Origin of the sequence: Streptococcus oralis ATCC 35037 (assembly GCF_900637025.1) — a bacterium.
GTDB lineage: Bacteria > Bacillota > Bacilli > Lactobacillales > Streptococcaceae > Streptococcus > Streptococcus oralis.
Genome location: NZ_LR134336.1, coordinates 233,982 through 258,189, shown reverse-complemented (window position 1 = coordinate 258,189; position 24,208 = coordinate 233,982). Strand labels below are relative to the sequence as shown.

The following is a 24,208-nucleotide window of genomic DNA, read 5'->3' as shown; positions in this document are numbered from 1 at the left end:
CTTAAAGATAGTGTTTTCACCATTATACCCTATTTTTTCATAAAAGCAAGAACTTTCGCCAGATTTTTTAGAAAATTCTAACAAATATTTTTTAAAGATTTTTCTATATAATTTTTACCAAAAAGCAAAAAAGCGGACGATTGTCCACTGGGAAAATCAAATTTTAACAGACACACCCGGAGATTCTGAACAAAAAAACATCCAAGAAAATATTCTTGAATGTCTGGACAGATTATAACTCCGTTAACCTTGTCAGTAGACTGGAAATGATGATATTATGACCTCCTTATCTCAAATATTGCTGTATGAACCCACTCATTATGAATGTATAAGTCATTTTCTATCATCCTACTAAAGGTGAAGCCATTTTTTATAAGCACCCTCTGAGAGGCTAGATTACCCGTTGCCGTTCCTGCAATGATTCTATTGAAACCATAAGTCATGAAGGCCTTGTCTAAAACGAGTTTAACCGCTTCGCTAGCATAGCCTAAGTTCCTAACATTTTCCCCAATCCTATACCCAAGCTCTGCTGTTGTTCGATCATTCTCTAAAACACTTAAATTGATTCTCCCGACCATCATACCTTGCGAATCTCTGATAAGATGCATGTAGACATTCCGATTCGTTTGTTCTGTTAACAATTCCCTCGTGATTTCTTTAAAACCTTCTAAATCAAAATAGTTAGCTGGTCTAGGAGGTAAATTTCGTTCAAAATACTCTCGATTTTCTTTTTCAAAAGAATAAACGTCTAGACTATTTTCCTCAGACAACAGCTCTAAACTAATCATTACAAAACTTCCCTTCTCTTCTTAGTAAAAATATTGTTAGATAGAGTTTGACTACCTTTTATTAGGGTCCCCTTTTTCCTTATTACGATAGTATGTAATAAACTCTTCCTGACTATTGACAATATGTTCCTGTCCATCTACTGAGTTTTCCGCAGGAATTTTCACATTTTCAAATAGATTCGTTCCTTCCTTATACAAAAAATGATAAATTTGCACTCCATAAAATACCTATTTCACGAATATCTGACCGGTATCGCCCTAGCAACTCCTACTCTAATTTTTGCAACAGCTTTACAACTTGCCGATTTTCAATCCTCACATAGTATACACCACTATCATTGACAAGTTTATCCTCTTTATACTTAGCAATTTTGACAGCATAAAGACCGCGTGGTAGGGGTTGGTTGGCAAAAAATTCCTTCATGAGCGCTTCAAGCTCTTTAAGATAGTCATCATACAAGAGATCTCTTTTTTCTTTTGGAACGAAATATTGAAATTCAAATGTCGGTATAAAAATCTCTTTTTGGAAAAGATATTGAGCATCCATTGGATACATTCCTTGCAAAGCTTGGCCCTTGCTTTGATTTTCCTCTAATATTTCATTATAAAGATAGATATTATCAGATTGGTTATTAAATTCAAAATCAATACCTTGATACTTCAAATCAGGCAGTTTAGGATCTTTGATTGAACTGTCCAGTGTTTTTAAAAATTCGCTGGTGCCTGAACTAACTTCAATCCCTAAATAGGCTAATTCTGGGAAAACATCATAAATTTTTTTATCATTTTTGTGATCAACCTCTGCATCTGTCTTTCCATATGTTTCACTTTTCGAAAAGCGAGTATAGTATTTAAATCGAGTTTTAACCTGATAGGTTTTTCCAGCTATATTTTCACTATAGGTACCATGGATTATAAATCCTCCCACACTTGTATAGTTTTTCTCGTATTTTTCTAACTCAAACTGTCCTGTAAGACCGTAACTTTGATAAGAACGATGCACAGCTTGCTCAATCTCAGTTCGACTTGCATGGGCAAATAGCCCCCACATATCCATTAGAGCAAGAATAGGACTGAACACTGTGAAGATTACGATTGGGATCACTATGGATAAGCAACCTATTAATAGCCAATTTCTTTTCTTGGCGTTTCCTTCAGATTTTTTAGCAGTTTTCTGTTTCCTTTTTAAGATTAGAATGAGCAAAACCAAAAGCACTAATACTAATAAAACCAAGCTACAATCTCCTTTTACTTTGGACAGTTGTTAACAGGTAGATAGGAGACTGACAGAAATACTCGTCTCACCTGCTAACTTATCCTGAAATCCATAAACTCGTCTGAAACGAGGAGCAACCCTTGTCTCATTATACCACATGGGCAATGCCGTGAGAAGACGAGAAAAGCAAAAAACACCCCATGATGTGAACCATGAAGTGTTTCGAAACGTTGATAGTATCGTATTGATTAACGTTTTGAGAATTGTGATGCTTTACGAGCTTTCTTAAGACCTGGCTTCTTACGCTCAACTTTACGTGAGTCACGTGTAAGAAGTCCTGCGCGTTTCAATGAATCGCGGAAGTCTGGGTCTACTTGAAGAAGGGCACGAGCGATACCGTGACGGATAGCTCCTGATTGACCAGCGTATCCACCACCTACAACGTTAACGAAAACGTCGTATGAACCTACAGTTGAAGTAACTGCGAATGGTTGGTTGATAACAAGACGAAGGTCAGCGTGTGGGATGTACTCTTCAACATCTTTTTTGTTAACAGTGATTTTACCAGTTCCTGGAACAAGGCGAACGCGTGCAACAGCGTTTTTACGACGTCCAGTACCTGCATATTGTGCTTGTGACATACTTTATTGTTCCTTTCCTTAGATAAGTCCTGAAATATCAAGAACTTCTGGTTGTTGTGCAGCGTGAGTGTGCTCAGCTCCAATGAATACTTTCAATTTCATACCTTGAGCGCGGCCAAGAGTATTGTGTGGAAGCATACCTTTAACTGATTTTTCGATCAAACGTACTGCATTTTTAGAACGAAGTTCACCAGCAGAGATTTGTTTCAATCCACCTGGGTGGTTTGAGTGAGTGTAGTAGATCTTATCAGTTGCTTTTTTACCAGTCAATTTAACTTTTTCAGCATTGATAACGATTACGAAGTCACCTGTATCAGTGTGTGGTGTGAATGTTGGTTTGTTTTTTCCGCGAAGTACGCTAGCAACAACTGCTGAAAGGCGTCCAAGAGGTACATCAGTTGCGTCAACAACGTACCATTTGCGTTCTACTTGGCCTGGTTTAGCCATGAATGTAGTTTTGTTCATGATTTCTCCTATATGAATATCGTTTTTGTTTACAGGGCGGATGTTCCGGTCCGCGGGGTATTTGAAAGGTTCCGGGGCCTTACAAATGGGGTAAACAATACCGTCTACTATCATACCAAATTTCACTACTAAAAGTCAATAGATATGAAAAATATTTTTGCCGATTTCAGTGTTTAACATCTAGAAAAACCTCGCTTTTGCGAGGCTCTCCTATTTATAAGCTAAGGCACGTTTAAAGGTTTTCCAGATTCCCAAATCATCTGTTTGAAGGACTAGACTAGCATACATGCGTCCGATAAAGGCTGTTGCAGTGACTGCAAAAACAACCGTTATGGCAAGCGAAATCCAAGCTTCTAGACCACTTGCATACCCATTTATAGCTCTAAATGGCATAAAGAAGGTCGAGATGAAAGGAATATAGGAGCCAATTTTCAGAACTAAATTGTCCCCAGCAGCACCTAGAGAGGTCACACCGACAAATCCTGCTATAATCAAGATCATCAATGGCGACAAGGCCTTTCCTGAATCCTCAGGGCGAGAAACCATAGAGCCTAGAAAGGCTGCTAAAACAACGTACATAAAGAGGCTAACCAAGACAAACAATAAGGTATTGAGCGAGAAGGCCTCTCCTAGATGATTTAAAATCCCAGATTGTGCCAAGATAGGGATGTCTTTAAAGAGCAGAATGGCAGCAAGTCCACCCACGACGTAAATGCCAATATGAGTCAAAATCACAAGAAGTAGAGCCAGCATGCGAGCGTAGAAATAATGACTTGCTCGGATACTAGAGAAGACCACCTCCATGATTTTGGTTCCTTTCTCGCTAGCCACTTCCTGAGCAGTGACACTAGCATAGGTAATCAAAATCATATAAAGGAAGAAACCAAGCCCTGCGGCCGCAATGGTTTGAACAATTTTTTTGTTTTCCTTAGATTCATCAATTTTCTCAGTAAAATCAACGGTTTGACTCAGACGTTTTTCCTGTTCTTGAGACAAATTAGCTGACGAACGATTGAGTTGGTATTGCAGTTCGTTTAGCTTATTGGTTACTGCTAGTTTGATGCCTGTTTCAAGAGAAGTTTCACCATGATAGACGGCCTTGAGGACGCTGTCCTCTTGGTCAATGGTTAGGTAACCCTTGATTTTCTCATCCTTGATAGCAGCCTGGGCACTGGCTTCATCCTTATAATCAAAGTTGATACCATTGGTACCCTTGAGCCCTTCTTCCACAGATGGCACAGTTGTTACTACTGCTATCTTGCTATTCTTGGCCATAGAAGACCCTTGGAGAAAGCCGATTCCTACAGATAAGGCTAAAAAGAGGAACGGCGAAATCACCATAAAGAAGAAACTCCACGACTTGACATGTCGAAGATAGGTTTCCTTCATTACAACCCACATATTTCTCATACTTCCACCCCTGATTCTAGTTTAAAGATTTCATCGATTGTTGGAGCTTGTTGGTCAAAGGTCGCGATGTATTGACCTTGAGTGAGGATTGGGAAGAGTTCTCTTCCAGCGCTCTCATCATCTAGGATCAATTTCCAACTGCCTTGCTTGGTCAAGCTCACCTGTTTGACATGAGGAAGATTTTCCAATTCTTCCTTACTTCGTTCACTTGAAACAAAGAGACGTGTTTTCCCATATTGATTACGGACATCCTGAACTGGTCCATGCAAGACCACACGCCCATCTCGAATCATCAGGATATCATCGCAAAGTTCCTCAACGTTGGTCATAACATGGTCAGAAAAGATAATGATTGCACCACGCTCTTTCTCTTTCAAGATGACTTGTTTGAGCAACTCGGTATTGACTGGATCCAAACCACTAAAAGGCTCATCCAAGATAATCAAGTCTGGCTCATGGATTAGGGTGATAATCAGCTGAATTTTCTGTTGATTCCCTTTGGAGAGGCTCTTGATTTTGTCGGTCAATTTGCCCTTCACTTCCAATTTCTCCATCCATTGAGGGAGTTTTTCCTTGACTTCCTTAGCATCCATGCCCTTTAGAGTCGCCAAGTAACGAACTTGTTCAAGGACTGTCAACTTGGGCATGAGGCTGCGTTCCTCAGGCAGATAACCAATCCGAGCGTAGGTTTCCTGACGAATCTCCTGCCCATCCAGACTGATCACTCCTTGATACTCTAAAAATTTCAACATACTGTGGAAAATCGTTGTTTTCCCAGCACCATTCTTCCCGACCAAGCCCAGAATCCTTCCTGGACTTGCCTGAAAATCGACACCAAACAAGACTTGCTTGGGACCGAAACTTTTCTCTAGATTTCTTACTTCTAACATTTTCCACCTCCGAGATATGTTGCACTTATTATACTCCTTTTTGATAGCCTTTACAATCATTTGTATCCATTTTTATCGAGATTTTTATAGTAAAAACCTGCCAAATTTAAGGTTTTTTAAGCGCTCCAGTGATAGCTTTAGTATAACTCATTAAAGACTTTCTGGGAGGACTTTTTCCTCAACTGTCGCTTTTTATTCCTGAACTAGCATTTTAAGAATTTAAAAACCCACCCCGAAGGATGGATTGAAAATTTAACGCACTTCTGCATGAACTTTTTCTTCGAGAGAAGTTTGGATTTTTTCCATGTAACGTGCTACTTCTTCGTCCGTTAAGCTATCTTCTGGATTTTGGAAAGTCAAGCTATAGGCCATTGACTTCATGCCAACTCCCAGTTTTTCGCCTGAGAAGACGTCAAAGAGTTTGATATCAGTCAAACGTTTCACGCCTGCAGCTTGGATAGCATCTACAACTTCTTGATGAGTGACTTCTGCCTTGAGGAGTAGAGCCACGTCACGACTGACTGCTGGGAATTTTGTGATTTCCACAAATGGAGCAGCTGGCTGAAGCGCTGCTTCGATGGCGGAAAGGTTGAGCTCCGCTACATACGTTTCTGGGATATCGTAAGCCTTGGCAGTGACTGGATGCACTTGGCCAAGGAAACCAAGAACTTGGTCGCCGAGTGAAATCACGGCTGTACGTCCTGGGTGGAGACTTGCAATCTCAGCTGTTGCTGTATAGGTCACTGCAAGTCCCAAGCGAGTAAAGAGCGCTTCTAAGATTCCCTTAGCATAGAAGAAATCAACTGGAACTGCTGCCGTTTGGAAATCTTTTTCTGCAACCAAGCCTGTCAAGGCAAAGGCAAAACTATTGATCTCATTTGGTAGATCTTCTTTTGGATTGCCTGTTTGTTCAAAGACTTTTCCAATCTCGTAAAGAGCCAAGTTTTTGTTCTTACGAGCCACGTTGTAGGCAACGGTATCAAGGATACCTGAGACCATATTTTGACGGAGGACAGAACGGTCCACTGTCATTGGCCACATGAGTTCTGTAAGGTTACTTGGTTGAGCTGTGAACTCAACTGCTTTTTCAGGAGTTGTCAGAGCGTAGGTGATGATCTCTGTCAAACCTGCTCCTTCAGCGATAGTACGAACTTGGCGACGCAATTTTTGTGTCGCAGTCAATTCACCAGCTGTACCGTCATCTTTTGGAAGACTGGTTGGCAAGCGATCATAACCATAGATACGGGCAATTTCTTCAAAGAGGTCAGCTTCGATAGTGATATCCCAACGACGACGTGGGACGCTGACAATGAAGGCTTCCTCATTTCCAGAAAGTCCAAAGCCAAGACGACGGAAGACATCTTCCACATCAGCATATGAAAGCTCCGTACCAAGGACGCGGTTAACGTCTGCAAGGGTTGAAGAAACTTCCACATCAGAAGTATCAAGCTGGCCTGCTGAAACGATGCCCTTACGCACCGTAGCACCTGCAAGTTCTGCAATCATGCTAGCCGCCGCATCAAGGGCTTCGTTAACAGTTGCCACGTTAATCCCTTTTTCAAAGCGAGAAGATGATTCCGAACGAAGGTTGAGGCGTCCGCTAGTCTTGCGGATGGATTTACCATTGAAAACAGCCGCTTCAAGGACAACACGACTAGAATTTTCAGAGATTTCTGTTGCTTGACCACCCATAACACCTGCAAGGGCTACTGGCTTGTCTGCGACAGTGATGACTAAGTCATTTGTTTCCAAGTCACGCTCTTCACCATCCAAGGTCACAAATTTTTCACCAGCACGCGCTTCACGCACACGGATGTCAGTCCCTTCAAAGGTATCCAAGTCAAAGGCATGCATCGGTTGACCAAAGTAAAGCAGGATGTAGTTGGTTACGTCAACTACGTTATTGATCGGACGGATGCCTTCATTCATGAGGAGGTTTTGCAACCATTGTGGACTTGGTGCGATGGTCACATTGTCCAAGATACGAGCGGCATAGTAAGGCGCCTTGTCTGTCTCAATGCCTACAGAAAGGGCGTCTGCTGCAGCTTCATTTGTTTCTGTTAAACTGAATTCTTTAAAGTTGACTGCCTTGTCATAGATGGCTGCCACTTCATGAGCCACCCCACGCATAGATAGAGCGTCTGCACGGTTTGGTGTGATAGAAAGTTCGATGATTTCATCATTCAAGTCTAGATATGAGAAGACTTCCTCACCTGGTACTGCATCTTGAGGCAAGATTTGAATACCATCTGCGAATTCCTTCGGTACAACCGAGTCAGAAATACCTAATTCACCAAGCGAACAGATCATTCCAAGTGACTCTAAACCACGGATTTTCCCTTTTTTAATCTTGTAATTGTCCGCGATACGAGCTCCTGGAAGAGCTACCATGACCTTGATACCAGTACGCACATTTGGGGCACCACAAACGATCTGACGGGCTTCTTCTTCGCCAACGTTAACCTGACAGACATGCAAGTGTGTTTCTGGCACATCTTCGCAAGACAAAACCTCACCGACGACAATTTTTGAGAGACCAGCAGCCGGTGATTCCACACCTTCGACCTCAATCCCTGTAGTTGACATTTTTTCAGCCAACTCTTGTGATGGCACATCAATGTCCACCAATTCTTTTAACCATTTATAAGATACAAGCATAATTCTGATTGTAAGATCTCACCGAATAAGACCTTTTCAATTCCTTTCTTTTTCTTCGAGTCAGTCCTCACCATTCTCATCAAGAGAAAATAACTAGGACTGTATAGGACTGTGTTTTAGGTTTCAATCTTATTTAAACTGTTCTGAGAAGCGGACATCTCCTTGATAGAATCCGCGGATATCGTTGATTCCGTAACGGAGCATAGCGACACGCTCTTGTCCAAGACCAAAGGCAAAGCCAGAGTAAACAGTCGCATCGATTCCACTCATTTCAAGGACACGTGGGTGAACCATACCGGCACCCATAATCTCAATCCAACCTGTTTTCTTACATACGTTACAGCCTTCTCCACCACACTTGAAGCAAGAAACATCCACTTCAACAGATGGCTCTGTGAATGGGAAATACGATGGACGCAAACGAATTTGGCGCTCTTCACCAAACATTTTTTGCACAATCAACTGAAGGGTTCCTTGAAGATCTGCCATAGAGATGTTTTTCCCAACAACCAAGCCTTCGATTTGGTGGAATTGGTGACTGTGGGTCGCATCGTCCGTGTCACGACGGAACACACGCCCTGGTGAGATCATTTTCAAAGGACCTTTTGAAAAATCATGAGCATCCATCGCACGCGCCTGAACTGGAGACGTGTGAGTACGAAGCAAGATTTCTTCTGTGATGTAGAAAGTATCCTGCATATCGCGAGCTGGGTGATCTTTTGGAAGGTTCATACGCTCGAAGTTGTAGTAGTCTTGCTCCACTTCAAAACCATCCACGACTTGGTAACCCATCCCAATGAAAATATCTTCGATTTCTTCACTGGTTTGTGTCAAAACGTGACGGTGACCAGTCGCAACTGGGCGACCTGGAAGTGTCACATCGATGCTCTCACTTGCTAGTTGAGCTTCTACTTTCTTTTCTTCCAAGAGCTTAGCTGTTTCTTCAAAAGCAGCTGTCAAGACATCACGCGCTTCATTGACGTGTTTCCCGATGATTGGACGCATATCAGCAGAGACATCTTTCATCCCTTTGAGGATTTCAGTAAGCGACCCTTTTTTACCAAGGACAGAGACACGCAAGTCCTGCATCTCTTTTTCATTTTCAGCAGTAATCTGCTTCAAGCTAGCCAGCGTTTCTTCGCGAAGCGCTTTTAATTGTTCTTCAATAGTTGACATAATTCCTCCATCAGTCCCTCGTAGATAAAAAGAAAACCACATGCCAAAAACTCCACTCGGAGCGTTGACACGCGGTACCATCCGTTTTCATCTGACAAGTCAGACCTTCATTTCTAAATCCATGCGCAAGTGAATTCACCCAGCTTTCATATAGAGAGCTTGCAGTCACGGCTCTCCTCCCTGATATACTTTCCTTGAGTTACTAGTCTTGCGGATTCCTATTCAATTACTACTTAGTTTATCAGATTTTTACCATTCTTGCAAGACCTATCTCACTTCTGCTTGCCTTTAAATCGCCATTGGAAGCGAAGCTTGTCATAGAAAGGAAATTCGATAAATAAGACTCCCAAGCCCACACAGAAACTGGCAAGAACATCTGATGGGTAGTGAACTCCCAGATAGACCCGAGATAGCAGCACACTGACTAGGTAGAAGCCAAGGACGATTTGCGCAATTTTTCTCCAAACCGGATCTTTAATTCGTTGACTGAGAATGACAATCAAGGTCCCTACCATCAGCGTCACTGCCAGAGAATGGCCACTTGGAAAAGAAAATCCCTTCTCCTCTACCAAGTGTAAAATAGCTGGCCGTGGGCGCTGGTAGATATTTTTAAAGGTCACGATTAAAAGACCGGCTAAGGCTAGATTACCCGCCATGAAGTAGCTTTCTATCTTCCACTGCTTACGATAAAAGATAAAGGCTGCGATGGCAACCCAGGTGATAATCACTGGGATATCAATCAAATGCGTAAGCGCACGGAATAGAACTGTCAAATAATCTGGCAAGTCCCCACGAATAGCAGTCTGAATCGGTTGATCAAAACCGACCAGCGTTTCAGGATAGAACTTAACCATATAGCCAAGAAGGACGAAAAGTAAAAGGGCAAAACTGCCCTTCATTAAAAATGTTTGCTTATCTTTCATAATGTTTTAAGGTTGGTTTCAAGAGGACGTATAACAACCAGAATGAAACGGCAAAGATTACACCCTCAATCAAGTTAAAAGGTAATACCATAGTCATTAGGTAGTTGGAAAGTCCCAAAATTTTTCCAATATCAAAGTTGGCAAACTTCGCGTACAAAGGAACAGCATAGACATAGTTGAGCACCAACATAGCCGCAGTCAATCCGACAGTTCCCGCTAGAGATGCTAGTAGGAAACGAAGGGTGCTACGTTCCTTTTTCCAAATCAAACCAAAAGCGATAACAAAAACTCCCAAGGCTACGATATTCATTGGCAAGCCAATGTAAGTATTCACTCCCTGGCTATTGAGAAGCAACTTCAAGAGTGATCGCAACAAGAGAATCCCGAGAGCAGCAGGCAAGTCCATGACCACCAAGCCCACAAGGACTGGCAAGATACTAAACTCGATCTTGAGGAAGGTCGCCGCTGGCAAGAGCGGAAAGTCAAAGTACATCAGCACAAATGAAATGGCTGATAAAATCGCAATGGTCGAAATTCGACGTGTGTTTGTCATAACAGGTTCCTCCAATTTTCTATAAAATCAGAAGAAGTTGGAAAGGATCCCTCTATCTATTCTCACTTTTTATATCCCAAAAGTTCCCTCTCACTCTTTTGAGCAAGCGGTTGCAATTCATCTATAAACTCATCAGAACAGACAAAGCCATTCTTTCGTCTTCTCCCATCCAGACTATACTGTCGGTTGTGGAATCGCACCACATCAGCTTGCGCTCGCGGACTTCTTTAACTAAGATATTTTGGATTAATCTAGGCGTCGCAGTCGAAGATAATACTTAAAGTATATCGAGACAAGACAACGAAGAGTAAGCCAAAATAGCTAGTTAAAGTCACCGCCGGTCGGGAATTACACCCAGCCCTGAAGACCCCTTTATCATAACAAAAAACGCTTGCAAGTGCAAGCATTTTGATTATTTCAATTTATCTGCTTCATAGGTGTGAACAAGCTCAAGACCTGCAAAATTTTGCTGACGGAGTGCTTCGTAGACGATCATGCAGACGGTATTGGAAACATTGAGACTGCGGACATGTTCATCATTCATAGGAATACGGAGGGCTTTCTCAGGATGTTCTCGCATAAAGTCCTCAGGCAAGCCCTTGTCTTCACGTCCAAAGAGAAAATAATGGTCTTCGCTACTTGCCAAATTCGCCTCAGAATAAACCTTTTCCGCAAATTTCGAAATCAGATAGAGTTTACCCTTCATCTGAGACATGAAATCTTCCAAACTGTCATAAAAATAAATCTCAAGCTTATCCCAGTAGTCCAAACCAGCCCGCTTCATCTTCCGATCATCAATCGGAAATCCCATCGGTTTGATGATGTGGAGGGGAGAATTGGTCGCAGCGCAAGTACGCGCAATGTTACCTGTATTTTGTGGAATCTGAGGTTCAAATAATACAATGTGATTTGTCATGACTGGCTTCCTTTTATCATTGCAAAAAAATAGCCACACTGCCCGGAGTCAAGCTCAGCAAACAGCGTGGTTAAGGCATCGTTAACTTACCTCACAACAGGTTTGAAGTAAATCAGCGAAACTACTTCCTTAGTATAACACTTTCAGAATCATTGTCAATAGAAACGACTTGATTTTTTTACTTTTTTTGATGATACTTTCATGTTTGGTCATTCCCTTTCTGAAAAGGTATGGTAAAAGAACCAAATCACTTCAAATCGGAGACATCGTTATAGAAGTTAAACAAATGTAGCTTCAAAAACTTGAAAAAGGCCTTTCTTCCCCTAAAAATCGCCTTAGCAAGTGCATTTTTTGCTAAAAAAGGGTATGATAGTTACATCATGAAAAAGTAGGTTTTTATATGAAAATTGTCCTTGTTGGTGGAGGGAAAGTTGGTTTCGCCCTCTGTCGTTCACTGGTTGCAGAAAACCATGACGTTGTCCTCATCGAACAAGATGAGGCTGTCCTCAATCACATTGTCAGTCGCTTTGATATCATAGGTCTCCTTGGAAATGGTGCTGACTTTGCCATCTTGGAGCAAGCCGGTGTTCAAGAGTGTGATATCTTTATTGCTCTAACCGAATACGATGAAGTGAATATGATTTCAGCGGTACTTGCTAAAAAAATGGGCGCTAAAGAAACCATCGTTCGGGTACGAAATCCTGAATACTCCAATGCCTATTTTAAAGAGAAAAATATTCTTGGATTCTCACTTATCGTTAACCCAGAACTCCTAGCAGCGCGTGCGATTTCAAATATCATTGATTTCCCTAATGCCCTCTCTGTCGAACGATTTGCTGGAGGTCGGGTCAGTCTCATGGAGTTTGTTGTCAAGGATTCTAGCGGTCTTTGTCAAATGCCAATCTCAGACTTCCGTAAAAAATTTGGGAATATTATTGTCTGTGCTATGGAGAGAGATCATCAACTTATGATCCCAAGTGGTGATGTTACTATCCAAGACAAGGATAGGATTTTTGTTACGGGAAATCGTGTAGATATGATGCTTTTCCATAACTATTTTAAATCTCGTGCAGTGAAAAGCTTGCTTATCGTTGGAGCTGGAAAGATCGCTTATTATCTTCTCGGCATTTTAAAAGACAGTCGCATTGATACCAAGGTCATCGAGATCAATCCTGAAAGAGCTCGTTTCTTCAGTGAAAAGTTTCCCAATCTCTATATTGTCCAAGGAGATGGAACTGCAAAAGACATTTTGCTGGAAGAAAGTGCTCCCCACTATGATGCAGTCGCAACCTTGACTGGGGTTGATGAGGAAAATATCATCACCTCTATGTTTCTTGACCGTGTTGGCGTCCATAAAAATATCACCAAGGTCAACCGAACAAGCCTTCTAGAGATTATCCACGCGCCTGATTTTTCGAGTATCATCACACCAAAAAGCATCGCAGTGGATACCATTATGCACTTTATCCGTGGTCGAGTAAACGCTCAGTATTCAGATCTTCAAGCCATGCACCATCTCGCAAATGGTCAAATTGAAACTCTCCAATTCCAAATCAAGGAAGCTAATAAAATGACTGCCAAACCTCTATCACAGTTGAAATTGAAAAAAGGGGTTCTCATTGCAGCCATTATCCGAAAAGGAAAAACAATCTTCCCTACTGGAGAGGATATGCTTGAGGTGGGAGACAAGTTACTCGTGACGACCTTATTGCCAAATATCACCAAAATTTATGATTTGATTGAGAGGTAAAAAATGAATAAAAGTATGATTCGTTACCTCCTCTCAAAACTTCTCTTGATTGAGGCTGTTCTTCTCTTAGTTCCTGTTAGTGTAGCGATCTATTACCAAGAATCCAGTCAAGTATTTATCGCTCTCTTTTCTACGATTGGAATTTTAGTCCTTCTCGGTGGTCTAGGCGTTTTACGGAAACCGAAAAATCAGCGGATTTATGCCAAGGAAGGGGTCTTAATTGTTGCTCTCTGTTGGATTCTATGGTCTTTCTTTGGTGGCCTCCCCTTTGTCTTTTCAGGACAAATCCCAAGCGTCATTGATGCCTTCTTTGAAATCAGCTCTGGATTTACGACTACAGGAGCAACTATCCTGAACGATGTTTCCGTTCTCACTCGTTCCCTCCTCTTCTGGCGAAGTTTCACCCACTTGATCGGAGGGATGGGGGTACTCGTCTTTGCGCTTGCCATTATGGACAATGCCAAGAATAGTCACTTGGAGGTGATGAAGGCTGAGGTCCCTGGTCCTGTCTTTGGTAAGGTCGTATCCAAACTAAAGAACACTGCCCAGATCCTCTATCTGCTTTATCTGGCTCTCTTCTCCCTTTTTGTGGTTATCTACTACCTAGCAGGCATGCCTCTCTATGATAGTTTTGTCATCGCTATGGGAACGGCAGGAACTGGGGGCTTTACCGTCTATAACGACGGAATTGCCCACTATGGTAGCTCACTCATCACCTATCTAGTTAGTATCGGAGTTCTGGTTTTTGGAGTTAACTTCAATCTCTACTACTACCTCATGCTCCGTCGGGTTAAGGCTTTCTTTGGAGATGAAGAACTACGAGCATATATCATCATTGTCCTAGTTTCTACCGGCTTGATTACGCTTAATACGCTCCACCTCTACCAAGGTGTCTCTAAAAGTGTTGAAATGGCCTTCTTCCAAGTTTCCAATATCATCACAACAACAGGTTTTGGTTACGGAGATATTACCAACTGGCCCCTCTTCTCCCAATTTATCCTCCTCTTCCTCATGGGAATCGGTGGATCAGCTGGCTCAACTGCAGGTGGTCTTAAGGTGATCAGAGGACTTATCCTCTCTAAAATCGCAAAAAATCAGATTTTGTCCACTTTATCTCCTCACCGTGTTTTGACTCTACACGTCAATAAAACTGTGATTGATAAGGATACCCAGCACAAAATTCTTAAATATTTTGCTATCTATATGATGATCATTCTCTCTCTCATCTTTATCGTCAGTCTTGATAGTAATGATTTTCTAGTCGTGACCAGTGCGGTCTTCAGCTGTTTTAACAATATCGGACCTATTCTAGGCACAACCTCGAGTTTTGCCATCTTTAGTCCCATCTCTAAAATCCTCCTCTCCTTTGCAATGATTGCAGGTCGCTTAGAGATATACCCAATTTTGCTGCTCTTTATGAACCGTACCTGGTCTAAACGTTAATTACAATACAATCCCCCTTTTACAAGCTAGTAGAAGGGGAATTTTTCTATTAAAAATGAGAAGACCTTTCGGTCCTCTCCTAATTTGTTTAATCTTTAAGAACTTTCTTGTAACGAGCAAGTTCTGCTTGGTTAGCCCAAACATAGTGACCTGGACGAATTTCTACCATAGATGGCTTATCTGTCTCATAGTCATGTTGGTCAGGATCGTAAACTTTCAAGACCTTCTTGCGTTCCAAGATTGGATCTGGAATCGGTACAGCAGATAGAAGTGCTTGAGTGTATGGGTGGACGGGATTGTTAAACAACTCCTCTGTCTCCGCCACTTCGACGATAACTCCCTTATAGATAACCGCGATACGATCTGAGATAAAGCGAACAACTGACAAGTCATGCGCGATAAAGAGATAGGTCAAGCCCAACTCTTTTTGGAACTTCTTGAGCAAGTTCAAGACTTGCGCACGCACTGATACGTCCAAGGCTGAAATTGGCTCATCCGCAATAACGAAATCAGGTTCCATCACAAGGGCACGGGCAATCCCGATACGCTGGCGTTGACCACCAGAAAACTCGTGTGGATAACGGGTCAAGTGTTCTTTCAAAAGTCCAACTTCATGAATCATCTTTTGAACTTTTTCTTTTCGATCTTCTTCGTCTTTAAACAAGTGATAGTTGTAAAGACCTTCAGAGATGATATAGTCAACTGTTGCACGCTCATTCAAGCTCGCTGCAGGGTCCTGGAAAATCATCTGGATACGACGAATCAAGTCTGATGATTCTTTATGAGATTTTTTCCCATTAATCTTATGACCATCAAAGATGATCTCACCTTTACTAGTATTATTTAAACCAATAATGGCACGACCAATCGTTGTTTTCCCACTACCAGACTCACCTACAAGAGAGAATGTTTCTCCCTTGTTGATAAAGAAGTTGGCGTTTTTAACCGCGACAAACTTCTTACTTCCTTCACCGAAGGAAATTTCTAAATCTTTAATTTCTACTAATTTTTCAGACATTTCCTTCCTCCTAGTCTTCTAGATGAGCAAAGCCCATTTTATCACGAATCTTGTCATGCAAATCTGCAATGACTCCAGGTTTTTCAACTTTAGGAGCATTCTCATGAAGCAACCAAGTCTTAGCCCAGTGAGTATCAGTGACTGAAAACTTAGGTGCTTTCTCTTCAAAATCAATTTGCATCGCATAATCTGAACGAAGGGCAAAGGCATCACCTTTCAACTCAGTATAAAGAGACGGTGGTGTTCCTGGGATAGAGTACAATTCCCCTTTATCATCAGCAAGCTGTGGCAAGCTAGACAAGAGACTCCAAGTGTATGGATGACGTGGATCGTAGAAGACTTCCTCAACAGTACCGTATTCTACAATTTCCCCAGCATACATAACCGCTACCTTATCGGCAATACTTGCTACCACACCAAGGTCATGGGTGATAAAGATAATGGTAAAGTGGTACTCATTTTGCAAGGTTTTAAGCAAATCAATGATTTGCGCTTGAATGGTTACATCAAGGGCCGTTGTTGGCTCGTCACAGATCAAGATATCTGGACGACAGGCAAGGGCAATCGCAATAACGATACGTTGGCGCATCCCTCCAGAATATTGGAAAGGATACTCTTCAAAACGTTTTTCAGCATCTGGGATTCCGACCTTGTTCATATAGTCGATTGCCATCTCTTTGGCTTCCTTAGCTGTTTTCCCTTGGTGTTTAATGATCACTTCAGTGATTTGGCTACCGATTGTATTGATTGGATCCAAACTTGTCATAGGGTCTTGGAAGATGGTCGCAATTTTAGCACCACGAATCTTCTCCCATTCCTTGTTAGAAGTAAGAGCAGTCAAGTCTTGTCCACGATAGTCGATGCTTCCTTGGGCAATACGTCCATTGTCTTCTAACATCCCTGTAAAGGTTTTTGTTAAAACAGATTTACCAGAACCGGACTCACCTACCAAGGCAAGAACTTCTCCTTCAATCAAGTCTAGAGAAACTCCTCGGATAGCCGTCAGAACTTTGTCACGAACGTCAAATTCCACGACAATATCACGAGCAGTCAAAATTACATTACTTTCTTTTGTCATGTCTACTCCTATCTATGTGTACGTGGATCACTAGCATCCGCTAGGTTTTGACCAACAACGAAAAGAGATAGAGATACCAAAATCAAGGTTGTCAATGGAATCCAGAACAAGTAAGCGTTGGTCGTAACGTTTTGTGAGTAATCTGAGATCAAACGTCCCAAACTTGGCACTGTTACAGGCAATCCCAATCCAAAGAAGGAAAGGAAGGCTTCATAAGAGATGAAGCTTGGCAACATCAAGGTCATTGTAGAAACAATAACAGATACCAATTGCGGCATGATGTTTTTAACAATGATTTTAAAGGTTGGTGTTCCAAGTGTTTGGGAAGCAAGGTTGTATTCCAAGTCACGGTAACGCATGATTTGGATACGAATCATATAAGCAATCCCAATCCAAGTTGTCACACTCATGGCAAAAATCAAATTCCAGAAACCAGCACCAATTGAGTAAGTCAAGACAATGACAATCAAGAGAGATGGAATGTTTGAAATAATGTTATAAACTTCCATCATGACACGGTCTACAGATTTTGAAATTCCCCAGATTCCACCAACAATAACCCCGATCACAAGGTTGATAAAAGTTGCAATTACAGAGATGAGGATAGAGTTACGCGCACCAAACCAAACCCCGTCAAACAAGGATTTACCATTGCTATCTGTACCAAACCAATGTTCAGCATTGGGCTTGATAAAACGAGCACTAAAGTCATTGACCTTACTTACATCGTTGAAGTCAAAATCTGAGAACATTGGGTAAATAAAGCTCATCAAGATAATGGCAACCAAAATCCCCAACATAATGACTGTTGATTTTTTCTTTAGAAATTGTCTAAATACAGAACCCCAGTATGAATAGGCAGGAGCATCAATTGTTTCAGAGGCAAAATCGTCACGTTTTACGAACTGAAATTTTTCTTTTCCGATTGTTGACATTATTTGCCTCCTTTCTCTGTCAATTTAATACGTGGATCAAGCATAGTCATCCAGATATCTCCTACAAAGAGTGAGAAGATAGAAATACATGTGAAGATGAAGACGAGACCAACTACCATTGAGTTGTTGGATGCCTTAACAGAGTCAATCAACATTTTACCCATACCTGGGAAGGCGAAGACTGTTTCTGTCAATGTTGCACCACCAATAACTCCGATTACGGCACCAGGAATACCTGAAACCAAAGGAACCATGGCATTTTTAAAGATGTGTTTATTTGAAATTTCTTTTTCAGACAAACCTTTGGCGCGAGCAAAACGTACGAAGTCTTGAGATTGCAAGTCGATCATGTAACGACGAATCCAGATAGCCGTACTTGGAGCACCCAATAGACCTAAAATAACTGCTGGCAGGACATAAGAACGCCAATCTCCAGCCCCCAAGATAGGGAATGAGTCTGGCAGACCGATAGATGATCCAATCAAGCGCACAATATATACCAAGGCAATCGTTGGAAGGGCAAGCAAGAAGGTCAGAGCACCTGTCGAGAAGCTGTCAATCCAAGTATTCTTGTGGCGAGCCATAGCAGATCCAAGTGGAATAGCGATAGCATACGAGATAATCAAACCAATCAAACCAGCAACAGCTGAACTTGCAATCATAGATGGATATTGGTAATTGCTTTCTGTAGCCGTGTAAGGATCGTCCTTACCATAGTTTGCCACCTCACGTGCGTCTGCTTGACTTGGTGATTTGTAGGTACGAGAGTAGATATCTACAGATGAAGTCTTTTTACCTGTAGGGAATTGAACTTCTGATGTCTTAGTTTGTCCCTGACCTTGGGTGATAACTTGAAGCACTGGTGTGTTTGCATAAGTTGGGTAAGAATCACCTAAGTTAACGTTTACAAAGTTTTGGTGTACAAATGGGAATTGGTTGTTGAAATACAAAAGATACTTATGTTTTGTACCTGAACCAACCAATGACCAACCGATAGCAGGGTCATTTTCAAAACGAAGATAGCGTTGCAAGTTTGGATTTTCAGGGTCTTGAATCTTGTTTGTATGATCAATATCAATCAAGTTGGCATAGAATTTGAAAACACGTTCAAAAATCGGAATTTCACGCGTAGCATAGAATTGACCACTTTCTGAGAATACACCTAGCGTCCAACCATTTCCTAGTTGGTTGATGTATTTTTCGTAGATTGCCTTGTTGGTATCATTGGCATCTACTGTTACAGATGAGTCTATCGTGCTAGCTTTTTCTTGCAACTCCTTGGTATCGTAGTACTCGATATAGCCCATCCGCTCATAAACGGTATTTTCATAATTATCCCGCTTGTCCGGCGTCGTTGCAATCTTGTTATAGTTGGTATCCTGCTTGAAAATCAATTTTCGAGGAACCATCGTATAGATAATTGTGTAGGTCAATGTTGTCACCAAGAAAATAGACAACAATGAACGCAATACACGCATAAAAATATATTTCTTCATATCGTTTCCTTTTAAAATCCCAAAAGAACCTTCTCCTCATGGAGAGAAAGTTCTCTTGAGAGTTATTTATTTAACGTGGTTAGCCAATTCTTTTTGAACTTTTTCGTTTGATTCTTTTTTCTCTTTGAGCCATTTTTCACGAGCTTGTTCATAGTCAGCTTTTGTTACAACCTTATCTTGTAACTGAATATACTTGAAGTATACGTCTGATCCCTTATCTCCAGATTGACTGTAAGATGCTGTGAATGGTACAACACGAGAAATGATTGGTGCAGCACCACTTGATGACATAGCTGGCAAGAAGAGTGAGCTATCTGTCAACCAAGCTTGGGCAGCCGCATATTTTTCATAACGAACATTCAAGTCGTTGGTTTCCTTAGCAGCTTCATCAACTAGCTTATCGTATTCTTTCAAACCAACTTGAGCCGCTGCAGCATTATCTGCACCTTCGTAACCCATGTATGTTTTTGTTTGTTCAGCATTCGTTGTCTTCAAGATATCAAGGTAAGTTGATGGATCTTCATAGTCAGGGTTCCATCCAACAGCACCTGAAAGATCCCAATCTTCTGCTGCTGCGCTAGCTGCGTAGTAAGTGATGTTGTTCAACTCATCTTTAGAAATTTGTTGGATATCAATGACTACGTTGCCTTCACCAAGTACTGTTTCAACAGATTGTTTGAAGGATTGGATACGTGCAATATAGGCTTTAGAAGTTTGGTCTACTGGGATATCCAAGTGGATAGGGAATTTCACACCTTCTGCTTCCAATGCAGTTTTAGCTTTGGCAAATTCTGCTTTAGCTTTATCGGCGTTGAAGAGTCCATCTTGACCATCCGCAAAGTTTACGTTCTTCCATTCATCACCATAAGCAGCCATCTTTTCAGTTACCAAGTCACCGAAAGTTTTTTCGCCTGCTGAGACAAAGGTAGGTTTCACAAAGAGGTTACGAACTGCAAGAGGAGCGCCTTCTTTACCATTAATTTGTGCTGAGTAAGACGTACGGTCAAAGGCAAAGTTCAAAGCCTGACGGAAATCTTTGTTAAGAAGGGCTTTCTTAGTAGAAGTCTTCTCCTCGTCAGTTGTCTTAGAAGTGTATTTGTATCCTTGACGGTCAATATTCACACCCAAACCACCAATACCAGGTCCTGATGGATTGTAGTAGATATTTTCCTTGTAGCTTTCTGCTACCTTAGAGTAGTTTGAACTTGTAGGGAAGAGACGGGCATAGCTATAAGCTCCGCTTGTAAAGTTACGCTCAAGCGACTCTTGGTCTGATCCATCATAGAAAGCAAGAGTAACTTTATCGAGATGAACATTGTCTTTGTCCCAGTAGTTTTCATTTTTAGCGAACTCGATAGAAGACTTAGCAGTCAACCCTTTCAGCAAGAATGGACCATTGTAAAGCAAGGATGTAGGGTCTGTTGCTTTAGCAAAGTCAGCTCCTTTTGATTTTTCAAAATCTTCGTTCAATGGCCAGAAGATTGAATAAGCCATCTTAGAGTTCCAGTATGGTTCTGGTTGGTTCAAAGTATACTCAAGAGTATAATCATCAACTGCCTTTACACCTACTGAAGAAAAATCTTTTGAATTGCCTGATAAATAATCAGACAAACCTTTAACAGAATTTTCTGCTAGGTAAAGAGCTTCTGACTTGTTATCAGCTGCGTGTTTCAAACCATTTACAAAGTCTTTGGCAGTAACTTCTGCGTACTCTTCTCCGTCAGATGTCATCCATTTGACTCCTTTACGAATCTTGTAAGTATAAGTCAAACCATCTTTTGAAACGGACCAGTCTTCTGCAACTGCAGGAACTAGGTTCCCATACTTATCGTTTGTGAAAAGACCATCGATACCATTTGAAGTGGCAACCTTAGTACTTTGTTTCCCTGAAATGAGGTAATCCAACGTTTCTGGATCAGCTGTATAAACATAACCATAATTTTTTGGCGCTGTTGAATCAGATGATTTTGAAGAACCGCAAGCAGCTAAAACGCCAGTTGCTAATAGGGCAATTCCTGCTGCGACAAATACTCTACTTTTTTTCATGTTTTTAACTCCTCTTGAAAAATTTAGGCTTATTGGAAATTATAACATATATCTTTTAAAAAGTAAACGAATTTTCAGAATATTTAGGCGCATTTCCTCAAAAAACTTCTATTTGTCAAAATTTCTACATTCTTTGTTTGTTTCTGCAAGAAATACTTTCTAGTCTGACCCTCTTTAGAATGGGATTTTTACAAGCTTTTTCTCACTTCTTCGATCATCATCTGTTTTCCTAAATTGGATTTTAGAATAAGAAACTATTGACGGGAAATGATTTTCAAGGTATAATAATAAACGTTGAGGCGGTATAGCCAAGTGGTAAGGCACGGCTCTGCAAAAGCTTGATCGTCGGTTCAAATCCGTCTACCGCCTTTCAGTACCTGAATTAACAGGAATTAACCAAATGAAAAGCTCGTAAAACCGGGCTTTTTTATTATTCCTAATAAGTGGGGATAACTGAACCTACCATCTAGATTTACAAAAAGCAGTGACTCAAGTCACTGCTTTATTCTGTTTCTTCTTCAGGTTCTAGTTCTGTGATTTGAACTTTTACCTTGGTAACACGTCCATTTTTCACCTTATCGTTGGTCAGGACGACTTGCTTGTTTTGACTGACCAGTTGGTAACTGATTTTCTCAGTGGTTGGAATCGTACCAACACCCGTCAAATAATAACCGGCGATGGTATCCACATCATCGCTTTCTAGTTCGACACCAAAGTAGTTATTGAAGTCGTTAAGATTCATGGTTCCCTGTGCAATATAGGTGTCCTCACCGATTTGATGGACTTCGATTTCTGCCCTATCGGTCTCGTCATCAATCTCACCGACAATCTCTTCTAAAAGATCTTCCAGAGTTACCAAACCAGCCATACCACCATATTCATCGAGCAAAATGGCCATTTGTCTTTGGGTATTTCGCAATTCTTTTAGCAAGTCATCCACAAAAATAGTTTCAGGAACAAAGAGTGGATCTTGTAAGATCTTCTTCCAGACAATATTTTCAAAGCCATCTGCATAGGCAGCGTTTAGCAAACGCTTGGTATGAATCAAACCAATCACATTGTCCTTATCCCCATCATAAACAGGGATACGTGAGAAATTTTGCTTTAGAACACTTTGGATAATGGTTTGACTATCATCCTGAATATCCACCATAAAGGCATCTGTCCGAGGAACCATGACTTCTCTCGCCATCAGCTCATCTAGAGAGAAGATCCCTTGTAACATCTCGATTTCGTCTGCATCCAAAGTTTCCTCACTTTTGGTCAACATGTACTCAATTTCATCTCGAGTCATTTTTTCATCCGCATCATCAAAGGTCATTGGCGTTAAACGACTCAAGAGATTGGTTGAAGCAGATAACAACCAGACAAAGGGACTGACAATTTTCCCCAAGCCAATAATGACTGGTGCGGTTCGGATGGCCAAGGTATCTTTCAGATTTAGAGCGATTCTCTTGGGATAGAGTTCCCCAAAAACAATAGAAATATAGGTCAAAAACGCTAAAGATAGAAAACTTGCAATAGCGTAAGCTGTTTCACTATTTCCTATCCAAGATGCGATTTCGCGTCCTAGAGTGTCTGCTAAACTAGCCCCTGACAAGATGGTAATTAACGTGATACCAACTTGAATTGTTGATAAAAAGTGGTTAGGATTTTCAAGTACCTTTAACAAACGAATGTAACGTTTGTCTCCCTCTTCTGCCTTTTGTTCCACTCGGGAACGGTTTAGTGACACCATCGCCATTTCAGTGGCTGAGAAAAAAGCATTTAACAAGGTCAAGATAAATAACAATACAAACTGTAGCAACAAATTCTGACTGCTCGGGTCTTCCATAGTCCTTCTCCTAAAATAGTATCTTGTGTTCCATTATATCATAAAATCCCTCAGGATTCACATTATTTTTCATTTAAACAACAACTCCCCTGCCTCTAGAAGACAAAGGAGCTGTTTTTATAGTATCTATTACTTCTAATCTGTCACTGTTACTTGCCCTGTTCGGTAATCAAGCTGGATTCCCTTTTGAACATTGGGGATTAGGACATTGAATTCCAATTCGCCATCTGAAGACTTGGCTTCGATTTGTGAAGCGGATGGAACTAAGTCCTCATTTGTCGCATAGTGGAGCGTCACCCGATAACGGACTCTCTTATTTTGGTCCAAGACTTTTCTGACCAAACTCTCATAGTAGTTCTGACCTGTCGAATCTTCAGCCTGAGCCTGGTTGGCCCAAGCTGTCTGGACTGCAATGTTCTTGGGATTGCTAGTAGAGGCATCAAAACCATCCAAACCACCTATCAAGGCATAGCCCAGCAGGTGTCCTCTATCAACTGCATGTGTGTAGGTTCCCTTTAGATTCTTAACCTGATGCCATCCTGGTGGCGTCCAAGAGGTTGAGCCATTTCCAGTCTCTTCACGATTCTTATACTGCCGAGTCGCTTTGGATAAGATGGCATTGGCAACAGTTGGAACTGTTTCTTTTCCCACTGTCTTTGTTTTATTATCCGCATAGGGTTTGCTTGAAACCTTGGCATCTAGATTGGTTTTATTGCCATTGACAACAAAGGCCCCTGCTCCATTCCACTCGAGATTACCCTTGATTTGGTTTTTGATTGACTCGGTTAAGACACTTTCTGCCAACTCCTGACTGGGTGCTTCTGAAGCTTGTTTTTTCTGATTAACCTTGGTTCTAGGGTTATTTGGTGCTGACTGCATCTGCTTGATGTAGTAGCTTCCAGCAGCCAAGAGTAAGAATAGAAGTAATCCTATCAGAGCTTGTCTTGTTTTTTTGTCCATTTTTCTCCTTAT

20 protein-coding genes, 1 tRNA gene and 1 riboswitch are annotated in these 24,208 nt (G+C 41.3%); of the genes, 3 read left to right on the top strand and 18 right to left on the bottom strand.

All coding sequences use genetic code 11. The features are described from left to right. Window positions 1-275: 275 nt before the first annotated feature. The 11 genes from EL140_RS01400 to EL140_RS01350 all read right to left on the bottom strand — a co-directional run bounded on the left by EL140_RS01400 (window position 276) and on the right by EL140_RS01350 (window position 11,636). Window positions 276-788, bottom strand: a complete 513-nt coding sequence (locus EL140_RS01400; protein WP_000624246.1) for a GNAT family N-acetyltransferase — start codon at window positions 786-788, stop codon at window positions 276-278. A 268-nt stretch (window positions 789-1,056) separates the two neighbouring features. Further along, the gene (locus EL140_RS01395) at window positions 1,057-2,022 is read right to left on the bottom strand and encodes a hypothetical protein (protein WP_025169028.1); all 966 of its coding nucleotides are present in this window, start codon (window positions 2,020-2,022) and stop codon (window positions 1,057-1,059) included. A gap of 230 nt (window positions 2,023-2,252) precedes the next feature. Beyond that, window positions 2,253-2,645 (bottom strand): 30S ribosomal protein S9, encoded by a 393-nt coding sequence (gene rpsI, locus EL140_RS01390; protein WP_000075973.1) that lies wholly within the window; start codon window positions 2,643-2,645, stop codon window positions 2,253-2,255. An 18-nt stretch (window positions 2,646-2,663) separates the two neighbouring features. Then, a complete protein-coding gene (gene rplM, locus EL140_RS01385; RefSeq protein WP_002875442.1) occupies window positions 2,664-3,110 on the bottom strand; it encodes a 50S ribosomal protein L13 in 447 nt (148 codons plus the stop codon). Between the two features lie 210 nt (window positions 3,111-3,320). Then, a complete protein-coding gene (locus EL140_RS01380) occupies window positions 3,321-4,520 on the bottom strand; it encodes an ABC transporter permease (RefSeq protein ID WP_001245394.1) in 1,200 nt (399 codons plus the stop codon). After that, window positions 4,517-5,410, bottom strand: coding sequence for an ABC transporter ATP-binding protein (locus EL140_RS01375; RefSeq protein WP_000895264.1), 894 nt, complete (start codon window positions 5,408-5,410; stop codon window positions 4,517-4,519). Before EL140_RS01375 ends, EL140_RS01380 begins: the two co-directional genes overlap by 4 nt. Window positions 5,411-5,662: 252 nt before the next feature. Continuing rightward, window positions 5,663-8,068, bottom strand: a complete 2,406-nt coding sequence (gene pheT, locus EL140_RS01370; protein WP_002874210.1) for a phenylalanine--tRNA ligase subunit beta — start codon at window positions 8,066-8,068, stop codon at window positions 5,663-5,665. Between the two features lie 129 nt (window positions 8,069-8,197). After that, window positions 8,198-9,244, bottom strand: a complete 1,047-nt coding sequence (pheS, locus tag EL140_RS01365) for a phenylalanine--tRNA ligase subunit alpha (protein ID WP_000103738.1) — start codon at window positions 9,242-9,244, stop codon at window positions 8,198-8,200. A gap of 272 nt (window positions 9,245-9,516) precedes the next feature. Then, entirely contained in the window at window positions 9,517-10,167 is a 651-nt protein-coding gene (locus EL140_RS01360) for a phosphatase PAP2 family protein (RefSeq protein ID WP_000653444.1), read from the bottom strand. Then, window positions 10,157-10,720, bottom strand: coding sequence for an ECF transporter S component (locus tag EL140_RS01355; protein WP_000185813.1), 564 nt, complete (start codon window positions 10,718-10,720; stop codon window positions 10,157-10,159). Before EL140_RS01355 ends, EL140_RS01360 begins: the two co-directional genes overlap by 11 nt. A gap of 153 nt (window positions 10,721-10,873) precedes the next feature. Next, window positions 10,874-11,092, bottom strand: a riboswitch (FMN riboswitch). A 40-nt stretch (window positions 11,093-11,132) separates the two neighbouring features. Then, window positions 11,133-11,636 (bottom strand): tRNA (cytidine(34)-2'-O)-methyltransferase, encoded by a 504-nt coding sequence (locus EL140_RS01350; protein WP_000181368.1) that lies wholly within the window; start codon window positions 11,634-11,636, stop codon window positions 11,133-11,135. Between the two features lie 400 nt (window positions 11,637-12,036). Between EL140_RS01350 and trkA the strand changes: the two genes are divergently transcribed. Together trkA and EL140_RS01335 are read left to right on the top strand one after the other, a co-directional pair. Continuing rightward, window positions 12,037-13,386, top strand: coding sequence for a Trk system potassium transporter TrkA (gene trkA / locus EL140_RS01340; RefSeq protein WP_000706809.1), 1,350 nt, complete (start codon window positions 12,037-12,039; stop codon window positions 13,384-13,386). 3 nt (window positions 13,387-13,389) lie between these two features. Next, on the top strand, window positions 13,390-14,829 hold the full coding sequence (locus EL140_RS01335) for a TrkH family potassium uptake protein (protein ID WP_001043430.1): 1,440 nt from the start codon (window positions 13,390-13,392) through the stop codon (window positions 14,827-14,829). Window positions 14,830-14,917: 88 nt separating this feature from the next. Here the strand turns inward: EL140_RS01335 and EL140_RS01330 are convergent, their stop codons facing one another. From EL140_RS01330 to EL140_RS01310, 5 genes are all read right to left on the bottom strand, one after another. Continuing rightward, window positions 14,918-15,847: an ATP-binding cassette domain-containing protein gene (locus EL140_RS01330; RefSeq protein ID WP_001291310.1), complete on the bottom strand. Its 930-nt coding sequence runs from the start codon at window positions 15,845-15,847 to the stop codon at window positions 14,918-14,920. 10 nt (window positions 15,848-15,857) lie between these two features. Next, on the bottom strand, window positions 15,858-16,925 hold the full coding sequence (locus EL140_RS01325; protein WP_000159799.1) for an ABC transporter ATP-binding protein: 1,068 nt from the start codon (window positions 16,923-16,925) through the stop codon (window positions 15,858-15,860). A gap of 8 nt (window positions 16,926-16,933) precedes the next feature. Further along, window positions 16,934-17,860, bottom strand: a complete 927-nt coding sequence (gene oppC / locus EL140_RS01320; RefSeq protein WP_000103935.1) for an oligopeptide ABC transporter permease OppC — start codon at window positions 17,858-17,860, stop codon at window positions 16,934-16,936. Beyond that, the gene (locus tag EL140_RS01315; protein ID WP_000759884.1) at window positions 17,860-19,356 is read right to left on the bottom strand and encodes an ABC transporter permease; all 1,497 of its coding nucleotides are present in this window, start codon (window positions 19,354-19,356) and stop codon (window positions 17,860-17,862) included. Before EL140_RS01315 ends, oppC begins: the two co-directional genes overlap by 1 nt. Before the next feature lie 66 nt (window positions 19,357-19,422). Further along, on the bottom strand, window positions 19,423-21,402 hold the full coding sequence (locus EL140_RS01310) for a peptide ABC transporter substrate-binding protein (RefSeq protein ID WP_000749706.1): 1,980 nt from the start codon (window positions 21,400-21,402) through the stop codon (window positions 19,423-19,425). Window positions 21,403-21,700: 298 nt separating this feature from the next. On the opposite strand from EL140_RS01310, the gene EL140_RS01305 reads away from it, so the two are divergent. Then, window positions 21,701-21,771: transfer RNA gene (locus EL140_RS01305), tRNA-Cys, on the top strand. 133 nt (window positions 21,772-21,904) lie between these two features. On the opposite strand, the gene EL140_RS01300 is transcribed toward EL140_RS01305, so the two are convergent. Both EL140_RS01300 and EL140_RS01295 read right to left on the bottom strand, forming a co-directional pair. After that, a complete protein-coding gene (locus tag EL140_RS01300) occupies window positions 21,905-23,236 on the bottom strand; it encodes a hemolysin family protein (protein WP_000390016.1) in 1,332 nt (443 codons plus the stop codon). Window positions 23,237-23,371: 135 nt separating this feature from the next. Next, a complete protein-coding gene (locus EL140_RS01295; RefSeq protein WP_000359002.1) occupies window positions 23,372-24,196 on the bottom strand; it encodes a DNA/RNA non-specific endonuclease in 825 nt (274 codons plus the stop codon). Window positions 24,197-24,208: the final 12 nt, after the last annotated feature.

Excerpts from the sequence above, each read along its gene's own strand:
- EL140_RS01325 (WP_000159799.1), bottom strand. The coding sequence starts at position 16,925 with ATGACAAAAGAAAGTAATGTAATTTTGACTGCTCGTGATATTGTCGTG.
- rplM (WP_002875442.1), bottom strand. The coding sequence starts at position 3,110 with ATGAACAAAACTACATTCATGGCTAAACCAGGCCAAGTAGAACGCAAA.
- EL140_RS01295 (WP_000359002.1), bottom strand. The coding sequence starts at position 24,196 with ATGGACAAAAAAACAAGACAAGCTCTGATAGGATTACTTCTATTCTTA.
- rpsI (WP_000075973.1), bottom strand. The coding sequence starts at position 2,645 with ATGTCACAAGCACAATATGCAGGTACTGGACGTCGTAAAAACGCTGTT.
- EL140_RS01300 (WP_000390016.1), bottom strand. The coding sequence starts at position 23,236 with ATGGAAGACCCGAGCAGTCAGAATTTGTTGCTACAGTTTGTATTGTTA.
- EL140_RS01330 (WP_001291310.1), bottom strand. The coding sequence starts at position 15,847 with ATGTCTGAAAAATTAGTAGAAATTAAAGATTTAGAAATTTCCTTCGGT.
- oppC (WP_000103935.1), bottom strand. The coding sequence starts at position 17,860 with ATGTCAACAATCGGAAAAGAAAAATTTCAGTTCGTAAAACGTGACGAT.
- EL140_RS01380 (WP_001245394.1), bottom strand. The coding sequence starts at position 4,520 with ATGAGAAATATGTGGGTTGTAATGAAGGAAACCTATCTTCGACATGTC.
- EL140_RS01315 (WP_000759884.1), bottom strand. The coding sequence starts at position 19,356 with ATGAAGAAATATATTTTTATGCGTGTATTGCGTTCATTGTTGTCTATT.
- EL140_RS01350 (WP_000181368.1), bottom strand. The coding sequence starts at position 11,636 with ATGACAAATCACATTGTATTATTTGAACCTCAGATTCCACAAAATACA.
- EL140_RS01375 (WP_000895264.1), bottom strand. The coding sequence starts at position 5,410 with ATGTTAGAAGTAAGAAATCTAGAGAAAAGTTTCGGTCCCAAGCAAGTC.
- EL140_RS01355 (WP_000185813.1), bottom strand. The coding sequence starts at position 10,720 with ATGACAAACACACGTCGAATTTCGACCATTGCGATTTTATCAGCCATT.
- EL140_RS01400 (WP_000624246.1), bottom strand. The coding sequence starts at position 788 with ATGATTAGTTTAGAGCTGTTGTCTGAGGAAAATAGTCTAGACGTTTAT.
- trkA (WP_000706809.1), top strand. The coding sequence starts at position 12,037 with ATGAAAATTGTCCTTGTTGGTGGAGGGAAAGTTGGTTTCGCCCTCTGT.
- EL140_RS01360 (WP_000653444.1), bottom strand. The coding sequence starts at position 10,167 with ATGAAAGATAAGCAAACATTTTTAATGAAGGGCAGTTTTGCCCTTTTA.
- EL140_RS01310 (WP_000749706.1), bottom strand. The coding sequence starts at position 21,402 with ATGAAAAAAAGTAGAGTATTTGTCGCAGCAGGAATTGCCCTATTAGCA.
- EL140_RS01335 (WP_001043430.1), top strand. The coding sequence starts at position 13,390 with ATGAATAAAAGTATGATTCGTTACCTCCTCTCAAAACTTCTCTTGATT.
- pheS (WP_000103738.1), bottom strand. The coding sequence starts at position 9,244 with ATGTCAACTATTGAAGAACAATTAAAAGCGCTTCGCGAAGAAACGCTG.
- pheT (WP_002874210.1), bottom strand. The coding sequence starts at position 8,068 with ATGCTTGTATCTTATAAATGGTTAAAAGAATTGGTGGACATTGATGTG.